Source organism: Ruegeria sp. L12 (assembly GCF_056531745.1).
On record NZ_JBQFMH010000024.1, the window covers coordinates 1 to 17,916 of the forward strand.

Annotated in this window: 22 protein-coding genes and 2 pseudogenes; 9 read left to right on the plus strand and 15 right to left on the minus strand. The window is 55.1% G+C overall.

What is annotated here, in order from left to right; translation table 11 throughout:
• Positions 1-293: 293 nt before the first annotated feature.
• Positions 294-464: pseudogene (locus ACR0K9_RS20340) on the plus strand (ISKra4 family transposase); the annotation flags it as partial.
• A 122-nt stretch (positions 465-586) separates the two neighbouring features.
• Here ACR0K9_RS20340 and ACR0K9_RS20345 read toward each other — a convergent pair.
• From ACR0K9_RS20345 to ACR0K9_RS20365, 5 genes are read right to left on the minus strand one after another with little or no spacing between them, the layout of a single operon-like run.
• The gene (locus ACR0K9_RS20345) at positions 587-1,336 is read right to left on the minus strand and encodes a FadR/GntR family transcriptional regulator (RefSeq protein ID WP_475163968.1); all 750 of its coding nucleotides are present in this window, start codon (positions 1,334-1,336) and stop codon (positions 587-589) included.
• Positions 1,320-2,279, minus strand: coding sequence for an oligopeptide/dipeptide ABC transporter ATP-binding protein (locus ACR0K9_RS20350; RefSeq protein WP_170514660.1), 960 nt, complete (start codon positions 2,277-2,279; stop codon positions 1,320-1,322). Before ACR0K9_RS20350 ends, ACR0K9_RS20345 begins: the two co-directional genes overlap by 17 nt.
• On the minus strand, positions 2,276-4,141 hold the full coding sequence (locus tag ACR0K9_RS20355) for a dipeptide/oligopeptide/nickel ABC transporter permease/ATP-binding protein (RefSeq protein WP_170514299.1): 1,866 nt from the start codon (positions 4,139-4,141) through the stop codon (positions 2,276-2,278). Before ACR0K9_RS20355 ends, ACR0K9_RS20350 begins: the two co-directional genes overlap by 4 nt.
• Positions 4,138-5,085 (minus strand): ABC transporter permease, encoded by a 948-nt coding sequence (locus ACR0K9_RS20360; protein ID WP_170514296.1) that lies wholly within the window; start codon positions 5,083-5,085, stop codon positions 4,138-4,140. The genes ACR0K9_RS20355 and ACR0K9_RS20360 overlap by 4 nt, the downstream gene beginning before the upstream one ends.
• Positions 5,086-5,141: 56 nt before the next feature.
• On the minus strand, positions 5,142-6,722 hold the full coding sequence (locus ACR0K9_RS20365; protein WP_170514293.1) for an ABC transporter substrate-binding protein: 1,581 nt from the start codon (positions 6,720-6,722) through the stop codon (positions 5,142-5,144).
• Positions 6,723-6,823: 101 nt separating this feature from the next.
• Here ACR0K9_RS20365 and ACR0K9_RS20370 point away from each other — a divergent pair, with 101 nt between their 5' ends.
• Together ACR0K9_RS20370 and ACR0K9_RS20375 are read left to right on the plus strand one after the other, a co-directional pair.
• Positions 6,824-7,489, plus strand: coding sequence for a DUF1028 domain-containing protein (locus ACR0K9_RS20370; protein ID WP_170514657.1), 666 nt, complete (start codon positions 6,824-6,826; stop codon positions 7,487-7,489).
• Positions 7,386-8,699, plus strand: a complete 1,314-nt coding sequence (locus tag ACR0K9_RS20375; RefSeq protein ID WP_480825854.1) for a hydantoinase/carbamoylase family amidase — start codon at positions 7,386-7,388, stop codon at positions 8,697-8,699. Before ACR0K9_RS20370 ends, ACR0K9_RS20375 begins: the two co-directional genes overlap by 104 nt.
• A gap of 118 nt (positions 8,700-8,817) precedes the next feature.
• On the opposite strand, the gene ACR0K9_RS20380 is transcribed toward ACR0K9_RS20375, so the two are convergent.
• The 3 genes from ACR0K9_RS20380 to ACR0K9_RS20390 form a co-directional block, all read right to left on the minus strand.
• Positions 8,818-9,090, minus strand: coding sequence for a helix-turn-helix domain-containing protein (locus ACR0K9_RS20380; RefSeq protein WP_170514289.1), 273 nt, complete (start codon positions 9,088-9,090; stop codon positions 8,818-8,820).
• Positions 9,091-9,161: 71 nt separating this feature from the next.
• Complete coding sequence (locus ACR0K9_RS20385) at positions 9,162-9,560, minus strand: helix-turn-helix domain-containing protein (protein ID WP_170514287.1); 399 nt, start codon at positions 9,558-9,560, stop codon at positions 9,162-9,164.
• Between the two features lie 39 nt (positions 9,561-9,599).
• Positions 9,600-10,130 carry a GNAT family N-acetyltransferase gene (locus ACR0K9_RS20390; RefSeq protein WP_170514284.1) on the minus strand — a complete coding sequence of 177 codons (531 nt, stop codon included), beginning with the start codon at positions 10,128-10,130 and terminating at the stop codon, positions 9,600-9,602.
• 208 nt (positions 10,131-10,338) lie between these two features.
• Between ACR0K9_RS20390 and ACR0K9_RS20395 the strand changes: the two genes are divergently transcribed.
• Positions 10,339-10,815, plus strand: a complete 477-nt coding sequence (locus tag ACR0K9_RS20395) for a MarR family transcriptional regulator (protein ID WP_170514281.1) — start codon at positions 10,339-10,341, stop codon at positions 10,813-10,815.
• A gap of 47 nt (positions 10,816-10,862) precedes the next feature.
• On the opposite strand, the gene ACR0K9_RS20400 is transcribed toward ACR0K9_RS20395, so the two are convergent.
• From ACR0K9_RS20400 to ACR0K9_RS20415, 4 genes are all read right to left on the minus strand, one after another.
• Positions 10,863-12,161, minus strand: coding sequence for a DUF2254 domain-containing protein (locus tag ACR0K9_RS20400; RefSeq protein WP_480796159.1), 1,299 nt, complete (start codon positions 12,159-12,161; stop codon positions 10,863-10,865).
• A 121-nt stretch (positions 12,162-12,282) separates the two neighbouring features.
• Positions 12,283-12,480 (minus strand): CsbD family protein, encoded by a 198-nt coding sequence (locus ACR0K9_RS20405; RefSeq protein WP_170514275.1) that lies wholly within the window; start codon positions 12,478-12,480, stop codon positions 12,283-12,285.
• Between the two features lie 155 nt (positions 12,481-12,635).
• The gene (locus ACR0K9_RS20410) at positions 12,636-12,920 is read right to left on the minus strand and encodes a sll1863 family stress response protein (RefSeq protein ID WP_170514272.1); all 285 of its coding nucleotides are present in this window, start codon (positions 12,918-12,920) and stop codon (positions 12,636-12,638) included.
• 50 nt (positions 12,921-12,970) lie between these two features.
• Positions 12,971-13,471, minus strand: a complete 501-nt coding sequence (locus ACR0K9_RS20415) for a Dps family protein (protein WP_170514269.1) — start codon at positions 13,469-13,471, stop codon at positions 12,971-12,973.
• Between the two features lie 267 nt (positions 13,472-13,738).
• Between ACR0K9_RS20415 and ACR0K9_RS20420 the strand changes: the two genes are divergently transcribed.
• The 3 genes from ACR0K9_RS20420 to ACR0K9_RS20430 all read left to right on the plus strand — a co-directional run bounded on the left by ACR0K9_RS20420 (position 13,739) and on the right by ACR0K9_RS20430 (position 14,599).
• Positions 13,739-13,909: a ribbon-helix-helix domain-containing protein gene (locus tag ACR0K9_RS20420; protein ID WP_480825856.1), complete on the plus strand. Its 171-nt coding sequence runs from the start codon at positions 13,739-13,741 to the stop codon at positions 13,907-13,909.
• A 98-nt stretch (positions 13,910-14,007) separates the two neighbouring features.
• Positions 14,008-14,265: a type II toxin-antitoxin system ParD family antitoxin gene (locus ACR0K9_RS20425; RefSeq protein WP_170514265.1), complete on the plus strand. Its 258-nt coding sequence runs from the start codon at positions 14,008-14,010 to the stop codon at positions 14,263-14,265.
• Positions 14,255-14,599, plus strand: a complete 345-nt coding sequence (locus ACR0K9_RS20430; RefSeq protein WP_170514262.1) for a type II toxin-antitoxin system RelE/ParE family toxin — start codon at positions 14,255-14,257, stop codon at positions 14,597-14,599. Before ACR0K9_RS20425 ends, ACR0K9_RS20430 begins: the two co-directional genes overlap by 11 nt.
• 376 nt (positions 14,600-14,975) lie before the next feature.
• Here the strand turns inward: ACR0K9_RS20430 and ACR0K9_RS20435 are convergent.
• Positions 14,976-15,269, minus strand: a pseudogene (locus tag ACR0K9_RS20435) (TCP-1/cpn60 chaperonin family protein); the annotation flags it as partial.
• 49 nt (positions 15,270-15,318) lie between these two features.
• Between ACR0K9_RS20435 and ACR0K9_RS20440 the strand changes: the two are divergent.
• Positions 15,319-15,675, plus strand: a complete 357-nt coding sequence (locus tag ACR0K9_RS20440; RefSeq protein ID WP_480796160.1) for a succinylglutamate desuccinylase/aspartoacylase family protein — start codon at positions 15,319-15,321, stop codon at positions 15,673-15,675.
• Positions 15,676-15,722: 47 nt separating this feature from the next.
• Here ACR0K9_RS20440 and ACR0K9_RS20445 read toward each other — a convergent pair whose 3' ends face one another.
• Positions 15,723-16,088 (minus strand): hypothetical protein, encoded by a 366-nt coding sequence (locus ACR0K9_RS20445; RefSeq protein WP_170514648.1) that lies wholly within the window; start codon positions 16,086-16,088, stop codon positions 15,723-15,725.
• Positions 16,089-16,106: 18 nt separating this feature from the next.
• On the minus strand, positions 16,107-16,442 hold the full coding sequence (locus ACR0K9_RS20450) for an EF-hand domain-containing protein (protein ID WP_480796161.1): 336 nt from the start codon (positions 16,440-16,442) through the stop codon (positions 16,107-16,109).
• Between the two features lie 170 nt (positions 16,443-16,612).
• Between ACR0K9_RS20450 and ACR0K9_RS20455 the strand changes: the two genes are divergently transcribed.
• Positions 16,613-17,464, plus strand: coding sequence for a LysR family transcriptional regulator (locus ACR0K9_RS20455; protein ID WP_170514644.1), 852 nt, complete (start codon positions 16,613-16,615; stop codon positions 17,462-17,464).
• Positions 17,465-17,916: the final 452 nt, after the last annotated feature.

Sequence of the window (17,916 nt, forward strand, 5' to 3'; positions counted from 1 at the left end):
GCGCGTGAGTGTGCCTATCAATGTTGGTGCTCCTGAATTTGTGTCGCCAGGAACGGGCGTTAGCCCCGATTCTCTTTCATAAAATCTCCATGACAAGAGGCGATCTGCCTCTAGCGTGCGACGCACTTAGTCTTCGATCCAAGAATCGTCAATACTTGTGTGCCAAAATTAGTACACGAAAAATGTGGCTGAACCGACATTCGTCCGAGTTCCAGCATTCGACATATTGGGCTCTGTGCTGCCATTCTCTGCGACAAGCTCGGACTGAGAACGGCGGTGAGAAAGTCGGCCACGGTAGGGCCGTTTCGACATCGCGGGCGGAGGAACTAGTCAATGAAATAGCCAACGCTCGCATGGAAAAAAGCGCCGAATGCGGTCCCCAAAAAGGCGCACATCGAGTGGCAACGGTCCGAGCCGCGGTCCTGGATGGAAGGCTTGGAGCAGGACAGCTACACACCGCTTGATCCCCGGAGTCTTTCCACTCTCTAGTAACAGGCATAACGATCGGGCTTGTGATTAGTGTTGCACCGCTGAACAAGCGGCCAAGCAGTTGCTGCATTCGTTCCGGTGGTTGAAACTGGTCACGTTATTCCGACAGAAACCGGCGCTGCACTTCGGCTTCCTGCTGGCGCATTAGGGTCCAGGCAATCTCCATATGGCCGGCCATAATGGACCGCGCCAGCTCTGATTCGCCGTCCCGCAACGCTGCGACAAGCCGCTGCTGATGATCACGGCCCTGCTTCCAAAGTTCGGTATTCGGCGGCGAATAAAGTCGGCGATAAACCGTCAGGTCCGCCAAAAGATTGACCATGAAATCAATGATGAAACCAAGCAGTGGATTTTGCGCTTGTTCTGCCAAAATGGCGTGAAATCGAAGTGACGCAACATGTTGTTCACGTTCCTCATCAGCGCTGGTTGCCGGTTCGCGATACTCCGCGATGTTGTCTTCAAGCTGGCGCAAGACGTCCTCAGACAAATTTCCTGCAAGCGTTGCTGCAAGCTCTGGCTCCAAGGTCAAACGCAACTGGTAAATGTCGCCGATCGTGAGATCCTTGAAGTAGAAATAATTCCCCAACAAGGCCTTGGCACGCTGTTGGCTGACTTCGTGCACAAAGCTGCCACCGCCCGGTCCGGTGCGGGTCTTGATCAGGCCCTGCGCCTCCAGCACCCGCATCGCTTCGCGGATCGTGCCTTTGGCCATTCCGAAACGTTCGATCAGATCTGCCTCGCCGGGCAATCGATCACCGGCTTGCAGCCCCTGCTCTACCACCCAGTCCTTAATCGCCTCAGCGACCTGGACCGGTCTGCTGAGCCTGGGTTCAGTCTTGGATCGGATGGTGGCAGGCGGCAAGTTGGTCTTCTCCCACAGGTTCAAGTTCTGGATCCTGCGTCCGGCACAGATCGGTCGCATTCGGACACCGTCCCGCAAAGGCGCAGCCCGGTGGTGGATTCAGCGGGTCCGGAAGCTCAGTTCCCTTTTGCTCGGGTGCGGTGAGCGGACGGCCAACAACTGGCGCGCTTTCAGCCAGCAGTTTTGTATAGGGATGACGAGGATTTGCAAAGATGCGCCTGGCATCTCCGATCTCGACCACCGAACCAAAATACAGCACCATGATCCGGTCACTAACCGCCTCAACCACAGCAAGGTCATGTGTTATGAAAAGGTAGGTCAGACCAAACTCTGTTTTGAGGTCAGCCAGCAGATTCAAAACCTGCGCCTGCACCGAAACATCCAGCGCCGAAACCGGTTCATCCAGCACGATGATCCGGGGATTGGCGGCCAATGCCCGCGCAATTCCGATCCTCTGCGCCTGCCCGCCCGAAAACTCATGCGGGTAACGGTCAAGGAATTCTTCGCGCAAGTTGACCGAGGCGAAAATCTGCGAAATCCGTGTATCGCGCTCGGCCCTCGGCATCCCGTGAAGCCGCTTGAGCGGCGCTTCCATCACCTGACGAATGGTTTTTCGCGGGTTGAGGCTGCTGTTCGGGTCCTGAAACACATATTGTATCAGCCTGCCGAACTTGGCCGGGTCGGCGGTATCAAGCGCCTTGCCTTCGATTTCGATTGTCCCTTCGCTGGCGTCCAGAAGCCCGACCAGCATCCGCGCCAATGTGGATTTACCACACCCGGATTCCCCGACAACACCCAGTGTTTCCCCGGTTTCGACCTGAAACGACATCGGTCGCACCGCGCGCACTCCTGCCGGCGCAGCGCCAAATAGCGGTTTTTTCAACGCAAAGGTCTTTGCCAGATTGTCCACTTTGAGCGCGGGCATCAGATCGCCTCCTCGGGATAGTGGCAACGGACCGCGCGGGAGGCATCACCTTTCAACATCACTTCGCTCGTTCTGCACGCGTCTTGCGCCTTTTCGCACCGCGGGGCAAAGGCGCAGCCCGGCGGAAGGTCGTCGACAAGTGGGGGCAATCCGGGGATAGCTGCCAATGCGCGCTGTCCACCACCCAATTCCGGAACGCAGGCGATCAGACGCTTGGTATAGGGGTGGGCTGGCGCGTCCAATACAAATGGCGTCGGACCCTCCTCAACGATACGTCCGGCATACATGACAGCAATTCGATCGCAAAGCTGTGCGACGACGCCAAAGTCATGCGTGATGAAGATGATCGCCAACCCACGCTCGCGCCGCAAATCGTCAAGGAGAGAGAGGATTTGAGCCTGAACGGTAACGTCAAGGGCGGTCGTTGGTTCATCGGCGATAATGACATCCGGTTCATTCGCCAGCGCCATCGCAATGCCAACGCGCTGTCGCATTCCGCCCGATAATTCGTGCGGGTAATTGTCCACCCGCGCCTCGGCGTTCGGTATGCGCACATCCCTGAGAAGCTGTACGGCCCGAGCCCGCGCTTCGGCCTTTGGGATATCGTGATGCGACTGAATGGCCTCGGCCAGTTGTCGTCCGATGCGATAGAGTGGATGCAAGGTGGATAGCGGATCCTGAAAAATATATGCTACGCGATCACCGCGCTTCTGACGCAGGCTCTCATAAGAAGCGCCAATCAGATCCTCGCCCTGAAACCGCACCGCGCCGCCGGTAATCACGCCGGGTGGGGACGCCACCAGCCCCATCACGCTTAGAGCCGTGACCGATTTTCCCGATCCACTCTCCCCGATGACACCCAGGCATTCCCCCGCTTTGACGGATAAAGAGACACCACCGACGGCTCGATACACGCGGTCGCCAACGTGAAACTGGGTCTGCAAATCCTGAATTGCGAGTAGATCGTCGGTTGGTGCCGGGACTTCCCCCTTGCGCTCAACCAACGTCATGGCACGTGGACGGGACAGTGCCCCAGACCGCAGGCGCGGGTCGAGTGCATCGCGCACTCCGTCGCCGAGCAGGTTTATCGACATAACAATCAGAAAGATCATTATCCCCGGAACGACCGAGGTATGCGGGTGTGAAATAAGGGCAGACCGCGCCTCGCCCAGCATTGATCCCAGGTCGGCTTGCGGTGGCTGGCTGCCAAGGCCGAGAAAGCTGAGACCGGCGGTTTCCAGGATCATCCAGCCGACAGTCGTCGACATGGCAATGATTATGACCGGTAGCACGTTGGGCAGAAGTTCCGTCAGGATGATACGAATGTGCCCCATTCCTGCAAGCCGCGCAGCATCAATGAATTCACGCCCGGCCAGCCCGACCGTGATCCCGCGAATGTTTCTGGCAAAGAACGGAACGTTCACAGCCGCTACCGCAATCAGCGCATTCATGAGGCCCGGGCCCAAGGCAGCAACAATTGCCAGCGCGAGCAAGATATACGGAAAGGCCATCAACATATCGACACCGCGCATGATGATGTTGTCGGCACGACCGCCAAAATACCCGGCGACAATGCCAATGGCCGAACCGATCGTGGCCGCAATCAGGGCTGCGGCGATACCAACCGCAAGGCTTAGGCGCGTGCCATGTAAAAGGCGGCTGAGCAAGTCCCGTCCCAAATGGTCGGTACCAAGCAGATGGCCTTCAGTGAACGGCTTTTGAAATCGATCCGCCGTCGCTGTGATATCCGGGTTTTGTAACGGCAGGACCGGCGTCAGCAACACCAGGATCAGGATCACGCCCAGGACAACCGCGCCCAACGCCGCCAACCGGTTGCGAAACAACAACTTGAGAAAAGCCGTCATGTCTTGATCCTTGGATCCAGCAGGCTCTGCGCAACATCGACCGCGATGTTAAACAGCACATAACAGGCGGCCACAAACACCACGCCGCCCTGTACCAGCAGAAGGTCGCGCTTGAGGATCGCGTCGACCAGCATTCGACCAACTCCGGGCCACTGAAAGACGATCTCGATGTAAACGGCGCCAGATAGAACGAACCCTGCCTGAATGCCCAGTACTGGGATGATCGACACCATGGCCGCGTGCAATGCGTGGCCCATGATGACGCGACGCTCGGGAACTCCCTTGGCGCGAGCCGTTCGTATGAAATCCTGACGCAAAACCTCCAACATAGCCGAGCGCGAGAGGCGCGCAATAACTCCGGTTGCCACAGCGGCCAACGCCAGCGCAGGCATGATCAGATGACGCAGCAGGTCAGGCAGATCACCACCGCCATAGATGGCATACATGCCCGACACAGGCAGCCAGCGCAAGTTCACCGCAAACAGCAGGATCATCATCATGCCGAGGAAAAATGAAGGCACCGAAATGCCGATCAAAACTACAAATGTAATGATCTTGTCTGCGGCGCCGTACTGGCGAGCAGCGGAGACCACCCCTGCGAGAATGCCCAGCACCGAACACAGAACAAAGGCCGTGCCCGCCAGTATCAGCGTCGCGTTGAACCGTTCCAGCACTTCGTCGATAACAGGCCGGTTCAGCGAATAGGAACGGCCGAAATCACCAGTCAGCATGTTGGTGATCCAGATGAAGTATCTTGTGATTACGGGCTTGTCCAAGCCAAGGTCGCGGTTCAGTTTTTCCACGTTCTCTGGCGTCGCATAGGAGCCAAGGATAGCCGTGGCCGGATCGCCGGGAATCAGGGACATGATCAGGAAAACGATGATCGTGATCCCCAAAAGGACAGGGACAGCCGATATCAGACGTTTGACGATGTAACCGCCCATTCTGCCCTCATTCGCAGACGCAGGGGCCGGAAAACTCCAGCCCCTGGCTTTAAGGTTTAGTTCTTCACAACACCTTGCAGATGCAACAGGAATGACGGCTCCAGACCAAAATTCTCAACCCGGTCATTGGTAACGGCATTCTGCTTCCAGTTGGCAACAAAGACCCATGGGGCATCGTCCTGCACAATGGCCTGCATTTCGCGGTACAGTCTGGCACGCTCATCCTGATCGGTGGCGGTACGCGCAGCCTCCAGCAATTCGTCAACCTTTTCGTTGGCGTAATAACCCGAGTTGAACCCCCCCTTGTCAGGCCAGGCTTCTGAGCGCAGCGCCAGATATGGCAGCGTATCCGGATCGTTAGTCATCCACGCCATTTCGGCCATGTCCGCTTTGCCTTCGAGGCCGGGATTCACCTCGCCCAGGAATGTATTCCATTCATAGGTCTCGATATTGACGTCGAAACCCACCGCTTCCAGATCAGCCTGAATGGCGGTTCCCATTGGAACCGGATCCAACATGCCCGATCCACCTTCGGTGACATAGAAGGTCAATTCTGCTCCATCCGCACCGGCTTCGGCGATCAGGGCCTTGGCCTTTTCGGGATCATATGCGTAGGGGTCCAGTTCTTCGTTGTATGCCCAGGCAAATGCCGGAGGAGTTGGACCAGCTGCAACCGTAGCTGTACCTTCCAGCACGTCATTGACGATCGCTTCCTTGTTGATCGCGTAGTTTGCAGCCTGACGCACGCGTTTATCCGCGAATGGACCTTCCTTCGCGTTCAGGATCAGGAACCAGACATGTGGTCCGGCCTGTTCAGCCACCGAAAACGCGTCACCTTCGAATTGGCCCAATGATGTGGGCGGAACTTCGACCATCAGGTCGATGCCCCCTGCCAGCATTTCGGCCACGCGTGTATTGGCATCGGTGATCGGGCGGAAGACGACAGCCTCGGTTCCCGCGGGCTCGCCCCAGTAACCATCGTTACGCTCAACAACAACTGCCTCGTTCGAACGCCATTCCGCAAACTTGAACGGACCAGTGCCGACAGGGTTGCGGCCAAACTCTTTACCGTTCGCCTCAACCGCAGCAGGCGATACGATCAATCCGGTCGGATAAGCAAGGTTCGACAGGAAGGGCGCATAAGGCGCGTTCAGTGTGAACTTCACCGTCATGTCATCTACGACCTCGGTCGACTCCACGGCTCCAAAGAAAAAGCTCAGCGGGAAGGGACCGGTGTCATGATAGGGATGGTTCTCATCCAGCATCCGGTCGAAATTGAATTTCACAGCCTCGGCGTTGAACGGTGTCCCATCGTGGAATGTAATACCGTCGCGCAGAGTAAAGGTGTATTCTGTACCATCTTCGCTGATGTCCCATTCCGTTGCCAGCGCCGGCTCTACTTCGAGCGTTCCGGATTTGTAACGGGTCAGTCCTTCGTAAACGTTCACCAAAATCCGGAAATCGTTCACTGCAGTCACTGCAGCAGGATCAAGCGATTTCGGCTCTGCAATCTGACCGACGATCAGAACATTTGGTGGCGTTTGCGCAATTGCGGGGGACGTGACAGCGCCGACAACCAACGCCGTACTTGCGGCAGCGGCCATCAGACCCCGTCGGGTCCAGGTCTTGAACAACATTATCATTCTCCCAGTTGGCATGGCACAACATATTTATCATGATAAATTGCATCGGTCAATTTTTCATGATAAATTGCAGAAGTTGTAAAGACTGGAGCGATATGACTTTTTCGATTCTTGCACGTGATCCTGTGTCTGGCGCCATTGGTGGTGCAGCTGCAACCGGCTCGTTGTGTGTTGGCGGCTGGGTTCTGCGAGGCAACGTTTCAGCTGGAATGTCAGCCAGCCAAGGTGCCGCGCCGTCAACAATCTGGGGTGAAGAGGTTCTGGCAGCAATGCACGACGGGGCCTGCGCCGCGGACGCTGTGAAACAAATCACCGATGCGGATGACGGCAGAGCATATCGTCAACTAACTGCACTCGATCTGTTTGGACAGACAGGCGAATTCACCGGGGCTTCCAACGAGCCAGAGAAAGGCAGCCTTGCTTTTCACCAGGGAGTTGTTGCCGGGAACCTACTGGCCAGCACTGATGTTTTGGACGCGATGGTCGATCGGTTTGCTGAAACCCGGGGGGGACTCAGCGACAAGCTTCTCGCGTCCTTGAGAGCGGCCACTCAAATGGGCGGCGACAGCCGGGGACTTTTTTCCGCGGCGTTATTGGTACTGCACCCCGACAAGCCGCCTCTGTCATTGCGGATTGACTATGACCCTTCCAACCCGATTGCAGCGCTTGAAGACTTGTATGGGAAAGCAACAACAGGCGCGTATTCCAGATGGACAGAACAAGTACCAACCCCCAACGACCGCGAGCGCATCCTTGATTGATTGGGGTGCACGCGCCGAAGCTTTGCTGAACGAACTTGCGGCTTGTTCGGAGCCTGGCCCCGGGGTGACCCGCCTGCCTTTTACCGCCGAGCATGATGCGGCTCTCGAATTACTGAAGGCTGAAATGTTCAAGACCGGTTTGACTGTACGCCTCGACGACGCGGGCACACTGGTGGGACGGCAAGACGGGCCACCTGGCTGCAAGACATTGCTGCTGGGATCTCATCAGGATTCAGTTCGAGAAGGTGGCGCATATGATGGGATCATGGGCGTTGTCCTGCCAATCCTCGCCCTACAAAAACTTCAAAGCGAATGCACCGAACTGCCATTCGGCGTAGAGGTTCTTGCCTTTGCAGATGAAGAAGGGGTGCGGTTTCCGACCGCCCTCATCGGATCACGCGCGCTGTCCGGAACCTTTGACCCGTCAACTCTGGAAATGCGCGACCTGCAAGGCACTACACTGATGCAGGCAATGCGTTCGTTTGAATTGAACCCCGAGAAGATCAACGCACTCGCCCGAGATCCAGAAGACATCATTGGATTTCTCGAAACGCATATTGAGCAGGGTCCAGTTCTGGAACGCGAAGATGAGGCTGTTGGTGTCGTCACAGCTATTTGCGGCATCGAACGGCATCAGATCATCCTGACCGGAGAAACCGGACACGCGGGTACCCTGCCAATGCAGGGACGGAAGGATGCCCTTGTCGGCGCAGCAGAGATCGTTTCAGAGGTGAACAGAATGGGGCGCGAAACGGCTGATCTGCGGGCCACTGTCGGTTCACTCGCGGTGGAACCAAATGTCGTCAATGCGGTACCACGGATTGTACGGCTGACGGTCGAAATTCGCTCTCCACTGGACGGAAACCGCCTGCAAGCAGGTCAGGACTTGCATCAATTCGCTCAATCCATAGCTGCGAGTATGGGTTTGGCCATCGAGTGCTCGGTAACATATTCCCAGCAAGCCCAGCCCTGCGATGCCAGATTGTCATGTGTCTTGACTAATGCAGTCAGATCCAAGGGCGCCAAGGGGTTGTCATTGCCTTCGGGCGCTACGCATGATGCTTCGGCAATGGCGGATCTGTGCCCTGTCGCGATGCTGTTCGTCCGCTGTCGTGATGGTGTGAGCCACAGGCCCGAGGAGTTTGCATCCGCAGCAGATATGGGCGTCGCAATCGACGTTCTTGCCGAGTTTCTCAGGTCTGTTCACTAACAACGGTTAGCGCGCTGCCACGGTCAAAAACCGAGCCGAAGAACTGCTGCTACAGGAAATCCTGACTGCTATTGAGGCAACGCCAATGGACATGCGCACTTACCGCTGAGCACCGCACTCAACCGTGTTGCCGCAGCCGCGCCACTGTTTCTTTCGGATGGGCATCCAGCAGCGCGAGAAGCTTGAACGCAGGCCCTCCGGGGCGGCGGGTGCCTTTCTCCCACAATTCGTAACCGAGCTCGCTCATCCCGATAAGGTTGGCCATTTCCGCCACGGTCAAACCAGCCTTTTCGCGGACCTCAAGCGGTGTAGCGACGGGCTCGGAATTGGTGTCCGAACGGATGCCTTGCGCCGGATCAACGGGCACAAGGCTGGAATCCGGTCCTGCCATCATCTGCTCCTTTTTATTGTTGTTTGAGGCGTGGTCATAGATCATGCCCGAAGTTCGCAATCGCGCAGGCGTCAAAGTCTGGCGCGCAGGCGCTTTTCAACAGTGCTCAGCTTACGAGTCGCCTCAGTGATATCCATCCGGAGGCTCCGGATTTCATCAAGGATACCTTGAATGTCCTCCAATCCAGAAGGGGTATCGCTCGGCTCAGGCACACCTTCACCCTCGCCGCTAAGAAGCCAAACCAGTGAGACCCCAAGAATGCCGGACATCATCTGCGCCTTGTTTGCACGCGGCTCGGTACGATCCTCTTCCCATCCCTGCACGGTCTTCAGTTTGACGCCCAGGCGGCTCGCAAGCTTCTTTTGCGAATATCCAACGGCTTCGCGCGCGGCGGCGATCCGATCACCCAGAGTTGCCGCTTCATCACCGTAATATGAGGTGTCGTTCGATATAGTCGTGGCTACGTTCATTCTGCTCTCTCACTTTGATTGAAAATTGTCATGGTGTGATCAGGCCGCGAGTTTGATGCGATCCTTAAGACGGATCGTGACAAGATTGCTGTTTTCATGGCGGCGATATGGGGTCAGCGCCTGCGTGATGAAGGGCTGGATATCCATGCGGGACCGCTGCCACTGCGCAAACCGGCGGAACAACGCCCAAGTGCACTCGTCGTTGGACGTAATCACAGTCTGAACACGGGTGACATCGGTGCAGACTTCCCGACGCATCACCTGGCCCAGCATCAGGGACGCAAGACCCTTGTCCGCTTCACGCTCTGAAACGCCGACTTGCCAGATGAACAGGGTTTCCGGGTCATATGGCAGTACATAAGCCAGCATCGCGCCAACCAGATCTCCATCCAGTTCCGCAATGATCGAGAATTCTTTGTAGTCATCAAACGCCGCCAGTTCGCCAAGAAGGTCGCCCATAGCTTCCTGACCTTCGGTTTTGGCCAGCGAAGACACCGCTGTACCGTCTTCCGGCAAAGGGGGACGCAAAACCGGAATAGGTTGTTCCAACAACTCCAAAGAATGCTGCATGTACCGCTCCAACAATAAACTTTGATTAGCTAAGTACCACAGGAAGACCAAAACTTCAAAACTCTAAGGTTAGTTTTGCTAAAACGTCATAAACTCATCTCTTTTAACAATATTTTAATTTGTAAGACTAATTATTCATTTTCGGTTAACGCTTGAGCAATCAATGCAATTTTGACAATCTCACTCCAATCGAATGCGGAGTAGAGACATGGATCGTATCGACAGCAGCCTTGTCGCCCTGCGCCGAATCCTTCGCGCGACCGAGATGTCCGGCCGGGAACTGGCGCAAGCCGCGGGGCTGACCGCGGTCCAACTTCGTGTATTGCAGGTGGTTGGCGAAACCGGGCAAACCACCGCCAAGGCAATTTCAATGCGCATGCATGTCAGCCAGGCCACGGTCACTGCACTTGTGGACAAGCTGGTCTCGGGCGGCATGGTCGTGCGTGAGAAATCCATGACCGACCGACGGCAGACCAATATACTGATCACGGATCGCGGGCGGCAAACCCTGGCGGACGCCCCAGATCCGCTGCAACAGCTCTATGTGCAGCGGTTCAAGCAAATGGAGGACTGGGAGCAAGCGATGCTTGTTGCCGCGCTCGAAAGGGTTGCGACGATGCTCGACGCCGAAGACCTTCAGGCCGGCGCGATCCTGACAACCGGCGATTTGAACAAGGCGGAGTAACCCAGATTGCCTGTCGCCAAGACGATGAATTAGCACATTAACCTAAATCACTGCCGCTCAGCTTTGTCTCTATTGTTTTTCTTGTCCGCCAACGCAATCGCAGCTTCTATCTCTTCGCAAACCTGCTCAATTTCGCTGTCAAGCATGCCGCTGCTCTTTGTTTCATCCGCAATGGCTGTAAGTTCGAAGGTGATAGCATCCAAATCATCGTCGGGAGCCGCGTTGGCCATGCGTGTCAGCGCCCTGATGATTGCCTCAGTTACCAGCCCATTGCCTCGGGCTGCACGCCTCAGCGGTGGAAACGAGTCTCGAAACAAAGACCTTGCCGTGATGTACGGATAGACAAGCCGAACAGCACCAGCGTCATCTCTGTAAACACCGGTGCACAGGTCAGACGACCAGGCGCGTGCCAAAGAAGCTGACAACCTGTCAATACAAACAATAGCGGTAAAAGTGTCGTTGACGCCGGGCGACAAAGCCCGAAGTGCAATTTCGACAAGCAGGTGTACAGAAAACCGAATGTCACCATTTGGATCCCGTGCGGCCGCGAGTGGAGCCGCCGCCAGCACCAGATCGGAGATTTCTTCGCCGGCGTCACCGTGGACAGTCGCCAGAGTATCGGTCGGCACCAGAAAGTCGCCGGGCTGGACCTCGAAAACAACAACAGAGTTTGCGCCCTGGGCTGCTTTCACCAATCCAGTTGCATTTATGAAGTCTACGTAACCCGTGCCAGACGACGAAATTTGATATGACGCTCCCTCCCAGGGGACAACGTTGGATGCGTGCAAATCCGCGCTGTCTTTAAGTGCTTCATCGATTTGGAGGTCCAGAGCCTTTGATATCCTGGCGGCCTCCTGATCAATCGTCACCCGTGTGGAAACTGTATGAACAAACAGCAGCAGCATCAAAACTGAAACGATTGCGTAAAGAAGACCAACACTGGCGGCCAAATTGACCAAAGTGTCGTCGCGCATCAACCACAGCATCAGAATACTGTACAGAAACGTGGCTCCAAGTGAGCCGACTGCAGTTTGGTTCACACGATCTTCACTGAAACGCTGCAAGAGCCTTGGCCCGATGGATCCAGCCGCCAAAGTATAGACCAACAGCACAATGGAATAGACCATGACCAAGGCTGACATTGAAGCGGTGGCAATTACCCCTAGAACGTTGTTTGCGGTATTTTGAGGAACGGCAAACAAGGACGGTACAACCCATCCCCAGCGAACGAGCGCCTGCTCAAGGAGAAAAACAACCCACGCCACCGCAAGCCCTGAAAGACTTATGACGGCGGGGATTGTCAGAAACCCGCGAAAATACTTCAAGATTTCTCCAGATGTCCGCATGGTGACCTCCGCTTTTTTGTACTTTCGCTGGAATTTGAGGCAAACATATTTTGCGATCCTCGCACCGCACAACAAAGCAACTCAATCGTCACAGGCCGTTGTTCTCGAGCAGGTGGTCGCCTTATTCCGAAGAGAAAAATTCATCGACTTCTCGCCGGACCTCTTCGTTTGATTTTCCGTACTTCTCCTGAAGTATGCCTTCCAGTTTTTCCCGGTCACCTTTGACCTTTTCCAGATCGTCGTCGGTGAGTTCAGCCCATTTAGCTTGAACATTACCTTTTAGTTGTTTCCATTGACCTCTGATTTGGTCCCAGTTCATTTCAATTCTCCAAATCGTTCTTTGAACAAGTGCATCGTTTATGAAACCAATCGCCTTCGTCGAGCTGCCGTATCTTGCCCTCCAAGATTGAGAAAGCTGGCACTGTCATCTTCGGCGCTCGGTAGACCAGCGGCGCATTCGGTAGATACCAAAAACTACGAAAAACGGCTGGCCGCTTTCTTCAGCGCAGATTGCATGTCGTCCCATGCTTTTTCGTAGCCGTCACGCACATCCTCCCAGGCCTCATCGCTGGTTGTTCTTAGCTCCTCCAGCTTGGCTTCTGCTTCACCTTTTGCTGAGTAAAGCGCATTAAGGTGATCCTGATACTCTTTCTTTGCATCCACTTCCGCCACTTCCAGCTTTGCCTTCAGCACGTCAATTTGGGCGTTCCAGGCATCCAGTTGCAATTTTGCTTTTTTCTCATAACCCACTCGCGTCATATCGATTCCTTTCCTTCTTTCCGATCAACCTGACTTTTGGCGACGAGCGGTCAGGTCGCTACAATGGCTTTGAGCATCCAAACAGCCTCTTCGTGTTTCGCCATTCTCGTGTTCATCAGATCTTCGGTTGCTCCGTCACCGTGGCGCGATGCGAGCGTTGCCGTTTCGCGCAGTTTGCGTGCAACGGTTTCGTTGTCGGTGATCAATTGGTTGATCATCCCGTGAGCGTCCTTAACGGTCTCTTCTTCGGTCAATTTGGCCTGGCTGATCATGTCAGTGAAGGAGATTGGCGCTACATGCCCCAGTGCACGGATACGTTCCGCCAAAGTATCAATTGCTTCGAACAGGTCGCGATACAGCCGTTCAGTTAACTCGTGGATCGGCAGAAAAAGGGGGCCAACAACGTTCCAGTGGCACCCTTGTGTCTTCACCATCAACAACATGCTGTCGGACAGGATTTCCGTCACTTCATTTGCGATCCAGGCATTCTTGTCGATACCTGTGTCATGCGTTTCATCTTGCGCTTCGGGTCTCAGGACTTGCTGTGTCATATTTCACCTCTTCCGCTTTTCTCTTGATACAAAGATAGGCGGTATACGGATTATAGCAAATAAAAACATATACTTAACATACGCAAAAGACCTTCCCCGTGGTTCTTCCATCGCTTGATTGACCGACGCTCCCAACAGTGCCTGCAATGTTTGCTGTAGACATGGAAGTGCATTGGCTTACATCATCGGAGTAAGTGACGTAAGTTAAGGCTCAAGAAATTGACTGACCAACCCCGACCTCCGAAGCGGACCGAAAAGCTCCAATTGATGCTTGATCAGGAAGAACTAAAGGCAATCGACGATTGGCGGTTCGAAAACCGCCTGCCATCGAGAGCTGCTGCCATTCGCGAACTCATTCGCAGAGGTCTGAACTCAGACGAATTCGGAGAACCTCCAACAGATGCCGCCTCAGGTGAATTCCGCGTGACCGACGAATGATATTGGTGTTGTCACGCTAATTTACGCCCGTGCGCGCGCTATATTGACAGCTTTTCGCCGTGCTCCCATACTACTCAGTAGTACATACGAGGCCCGATATGAGTGTCAAAGCATCAATATCCCTAACCGAGTCACAAGATGCCTACGCGCGAAATCTTGTCGACCAGGGCCACTATGCTAGCCTGTCCGCCGTCCTTCAACATGGGCTTGAACTGATGCGTGAGCAATCGCGAAACACTGATGCACTGCGAGAGCTGCTGGATCAACGTCGTAACGGAACCTTCGTTACTCTCAAAGAGGGCAAAAAGCGCACCGAAGACATGATCGCACGCAAGCGGGCCGCGCGTGGTCTATAAGGTCGTTCGCGCCGAAGAAGTCACCGCAGATCTTGATCTCATATTTGACTATCTTGTCGAAACCGCTGAGCACTTTGGCGACGATCTGGAGAGTGCTTTTCTGCGCGCTGAGAAGCGCGTAATGGAGATTCAGGAGAGCCTCGAAAGCCTGGTGAACGTTCCACACCAGGGCACCTTACGACCGCATCTCGGCAACAGCGTTCGGAATGTAACCAAGAACAAGGCGATCATCTATTTTGAAGTCGACGATGACGAACAGGTCGTTCAAGTGCTCGCCGTCTTCTACAGTGGCCAAAACCACGATGCACATATTCTTCTGCGCCTTTTGTCGTAACCCCAACGCGCCCATTGGGCGTGCAATAAGATCGCACGTTAGGCCTAGAGTATTCACGAGTTGGTCATCAATGAAGAGGGTCGAACTGTGCGGAGTTTTGATAACTTCCACATGGTTCTAGTCCAGGACTTGGCCAATAACATCATTCTGGGTGCCAACAAGATCCTGAAGGAAGTTGGGCGCGCCGGGGGCTAATGCCTATGGATCAGGCATCTCCGAACTCGGCTAATGTTCCCCGCTCCGTCTTCTAAATTGCGCGGAGGCGCATGTTTCACATATTCGCTGTTAAGGAAGGTTGGATAGGCTTTCCTCGACGCGGAAATGTTGGGATACCAAAAAAGAAGGGGGCCAAAGCCCCCTTCTCCATCTACTTGGCTTACATCATGCCGCCCACGTCGGGCATGCCGCCTGCAGGTGCTGCGCCTTCTTTGGCAGGCTTGTCGGCAACCATAGCTTCGGTAGTGACCAGCAGGCCAGCAACCGATGCCGCGTCTTCCAGAGCGGTACGAACAACTTTGGCCGGGTCGATCACGCCGAACGAGAACATGTCGCCATATTCTTCGGTCTGAGCGTTGAAGCCGAATGCAGCGTCTTCGTTTTCACGAACCTTGCCAGCAACAACCGCACCGTCGACACCCGCGTTCTCGGCGATCTGGCGCAGCAGCGCTTCGGCACGGGCGGGTCTCGCAGGTATCCTTCGGGTTATGAACGCGATGGGCATGGTCGCCAAGCGTGGCATCGCCACCGTGCGTGAGGCGCCGGTTCACGCAAGGACAAGTTCCTGGGTACGCGCTCCGGTCGGTGGTTTGTTGAGAACGTTCAAGGCAGCGGGCGAATATGTGAAGGTTGGCGACTTGCTCGGCCGGATCTCGGACCCGTTTGGTGAAATTAGAATGGATGTTCTTGGAGAGTCTGACGGCATCATTGTGGGCCGCACCAACTTGCCATTTGTGCACGAGGGCGACGCCTTGTTTCATATCGCCAAAACGACGAGCGCAGATGTTGAAATGCGGGTCGACATGATCGCCAATCAGCTCGACGGCGATCCAATGTTCGATGAAGACGAGATCATTTAGATAGTCTGAATGTAAAAACGCGGGGCAGTTGCCCGCCCCGCGCCAGTTTACGAGACCGCTCGCAATCCGCGGCTCACCATTACCTCCCATACGGCGAGCGCGATCAGCGCCGATCCCGTTAGCCAAGCATTGGCCGTTGCCACAATGTGGCCCGTGAAGTTCAGCGCTGCAGGTGCGGCGATCAGAGAAAACCCAAGTGCCGATACCGGAGCCACCCGTGCGAGAAGGTGGCTCCGGCCGTCAGCGCCGGACATGACCAGGGCACCAATGCCAACGGCCATGAAGGCGAGAGCTTCAAGTTCAGCCATGCCCTGCAACAGAGTTTCCTCACGAAACAGGACAAACGGGGACAGAACCAACCAGATACCCATCGCGGCAAGCAGCCATTTATGGGGTGGGATGGGCTTCCTCATAACCGTGGCGACCTTTGCTTACTGATCCCCTGCGGGACCGGGGAGAAGCTCTGCATCAACGGCGGCAACCAATTCGTCGTCATTGATGAAACCATCTGCATTTGCGTCGATCTCGAGGAAAAGATCATCTGAGACTTCAGGATACTTGGTCTGAAGCTCCGCCAGCGACGCCAGGCCATCACCGTCCATGTCATGATCAGCGGGCATGGCGAATGCCGGAACAGCAAACAACGAAGAGAGCAGAGCAACAAAGGAAACTCGACTCATTTTTGTTCTCCATAAGAAAATGGGCGGCTCGCCCATAGTGGGGTTGGTGTAGCGCTCCGGTGTCGGTGGCAATTCAACTGGTTTCATATTGCAACGGCTCCTCAGGTCGGGATCTCCACTACAAAATGAGAACTGATGATTAGCGTTCCGATCTGGTGGGGGCACTTTCGCGCTACAATCGGAATATGGCACAAAGGTATCGTGTTGAATAACGAATTTTTCTCGCAGATAATATCGGAAATTCCAATAGGTAACCCATGGACATTGAACTTGCCCGAACTTTTCTGGCCGTTGTTGAAACCGGTACCTTCTTCGATGCTGCGAACAAGGTTCATGTCACGCAATCGACAGTGAGCATGCGGATTCGTACGCTTGAGCAGCAACTTGGCCAGTCTGTGTTCGAACGAGGAAAATCCGGCGCGACCCTGACACCAGCAGGGCGGCATTTTCTAAAACATGCACAAGTTCTTGTGCGCACCTGGACACAGGCAAAGTTGGACGCGAGCCTTCCAACCTCAATGACGGCCGCGCTGGAAATCGGCGCGGCTCCAAGCCTTTGGGACGGGTACCTGACCAACGCGTTACCGGGGCTAATGACATCGCTGCCAGATGTCGCATTCAGGGCGTCAGCCGCTTCTTCCGAGGCCCTGACTCGTGAGATTGAGGAGGGAAACCTCGATATTGCAGTCTTGTACCGGCCGCGAAGCGTGTCGGGCTTATCTGCGCTACAACTCTTTGAAGATGAGTTTGTCCTGGTCACCAGCGGCCCTGACGCCCTTCCAACTGTTCAGGATGACAGTTACGTTTTGATTGATTGGGGCCCTGAATTCCGGGCCGACCATCTATTGAACTTTCCAGAGCTCGACACGCCGCGCCTTCAGCTTGGTATCGGAACCCTGGGTCTTCAGTACCTGAAGTCAGTTCCCGCAGCCGGGTACTTTCCCAAGCGCGTGATCAAACGAGAGCTTGAGGAAGGGTGGCTCGCTTTGGCCGAGGCTGCGCCCCGTTTTGCATATGCCGCCTATGCGGTGTTCGATGAGAGCGAGGCAGACGGGTTACCAGGCCAGGCCGCGCAACAGCTTCGTAGTCTCGCGGAATCCTTTAGTTGAATGCTCGCTAGACTAAATCCGCGGCAAAAACGCAGCTCATAGGATTAGCTGGGCCAAAACCGCAAGCCACCTTAATCACATCGCCGAACCTTGAAGTCTAACACCACCGAGATATGATTGAGTACGTTGAGCGGGGTTTTGGAAGGATATGAGTAAGAGTAAGTGCAACTTTCAGAAAACTGTGGATTTGCCCGATCTCAAAGCCGCTCTCGCAAATGGGTTCTGTGATCACTGCGGCGCCACCGTATCGGAACTGATCCAACGCGGAGAGATTCTCGAACTCTGTGGACAGGAACATTGCTTTGACTACGAGACCGGCGAGAGCATTGAGATCGCGATTGCGCTTTGCCCTACCTGCCACCAAGCCAATCATCTAGATGCACAGCGACAGCATAACCCTTGCCACGTTTCCGCACGGCGAAGCCGGGATCATCACGACTAATTTCCCAGGC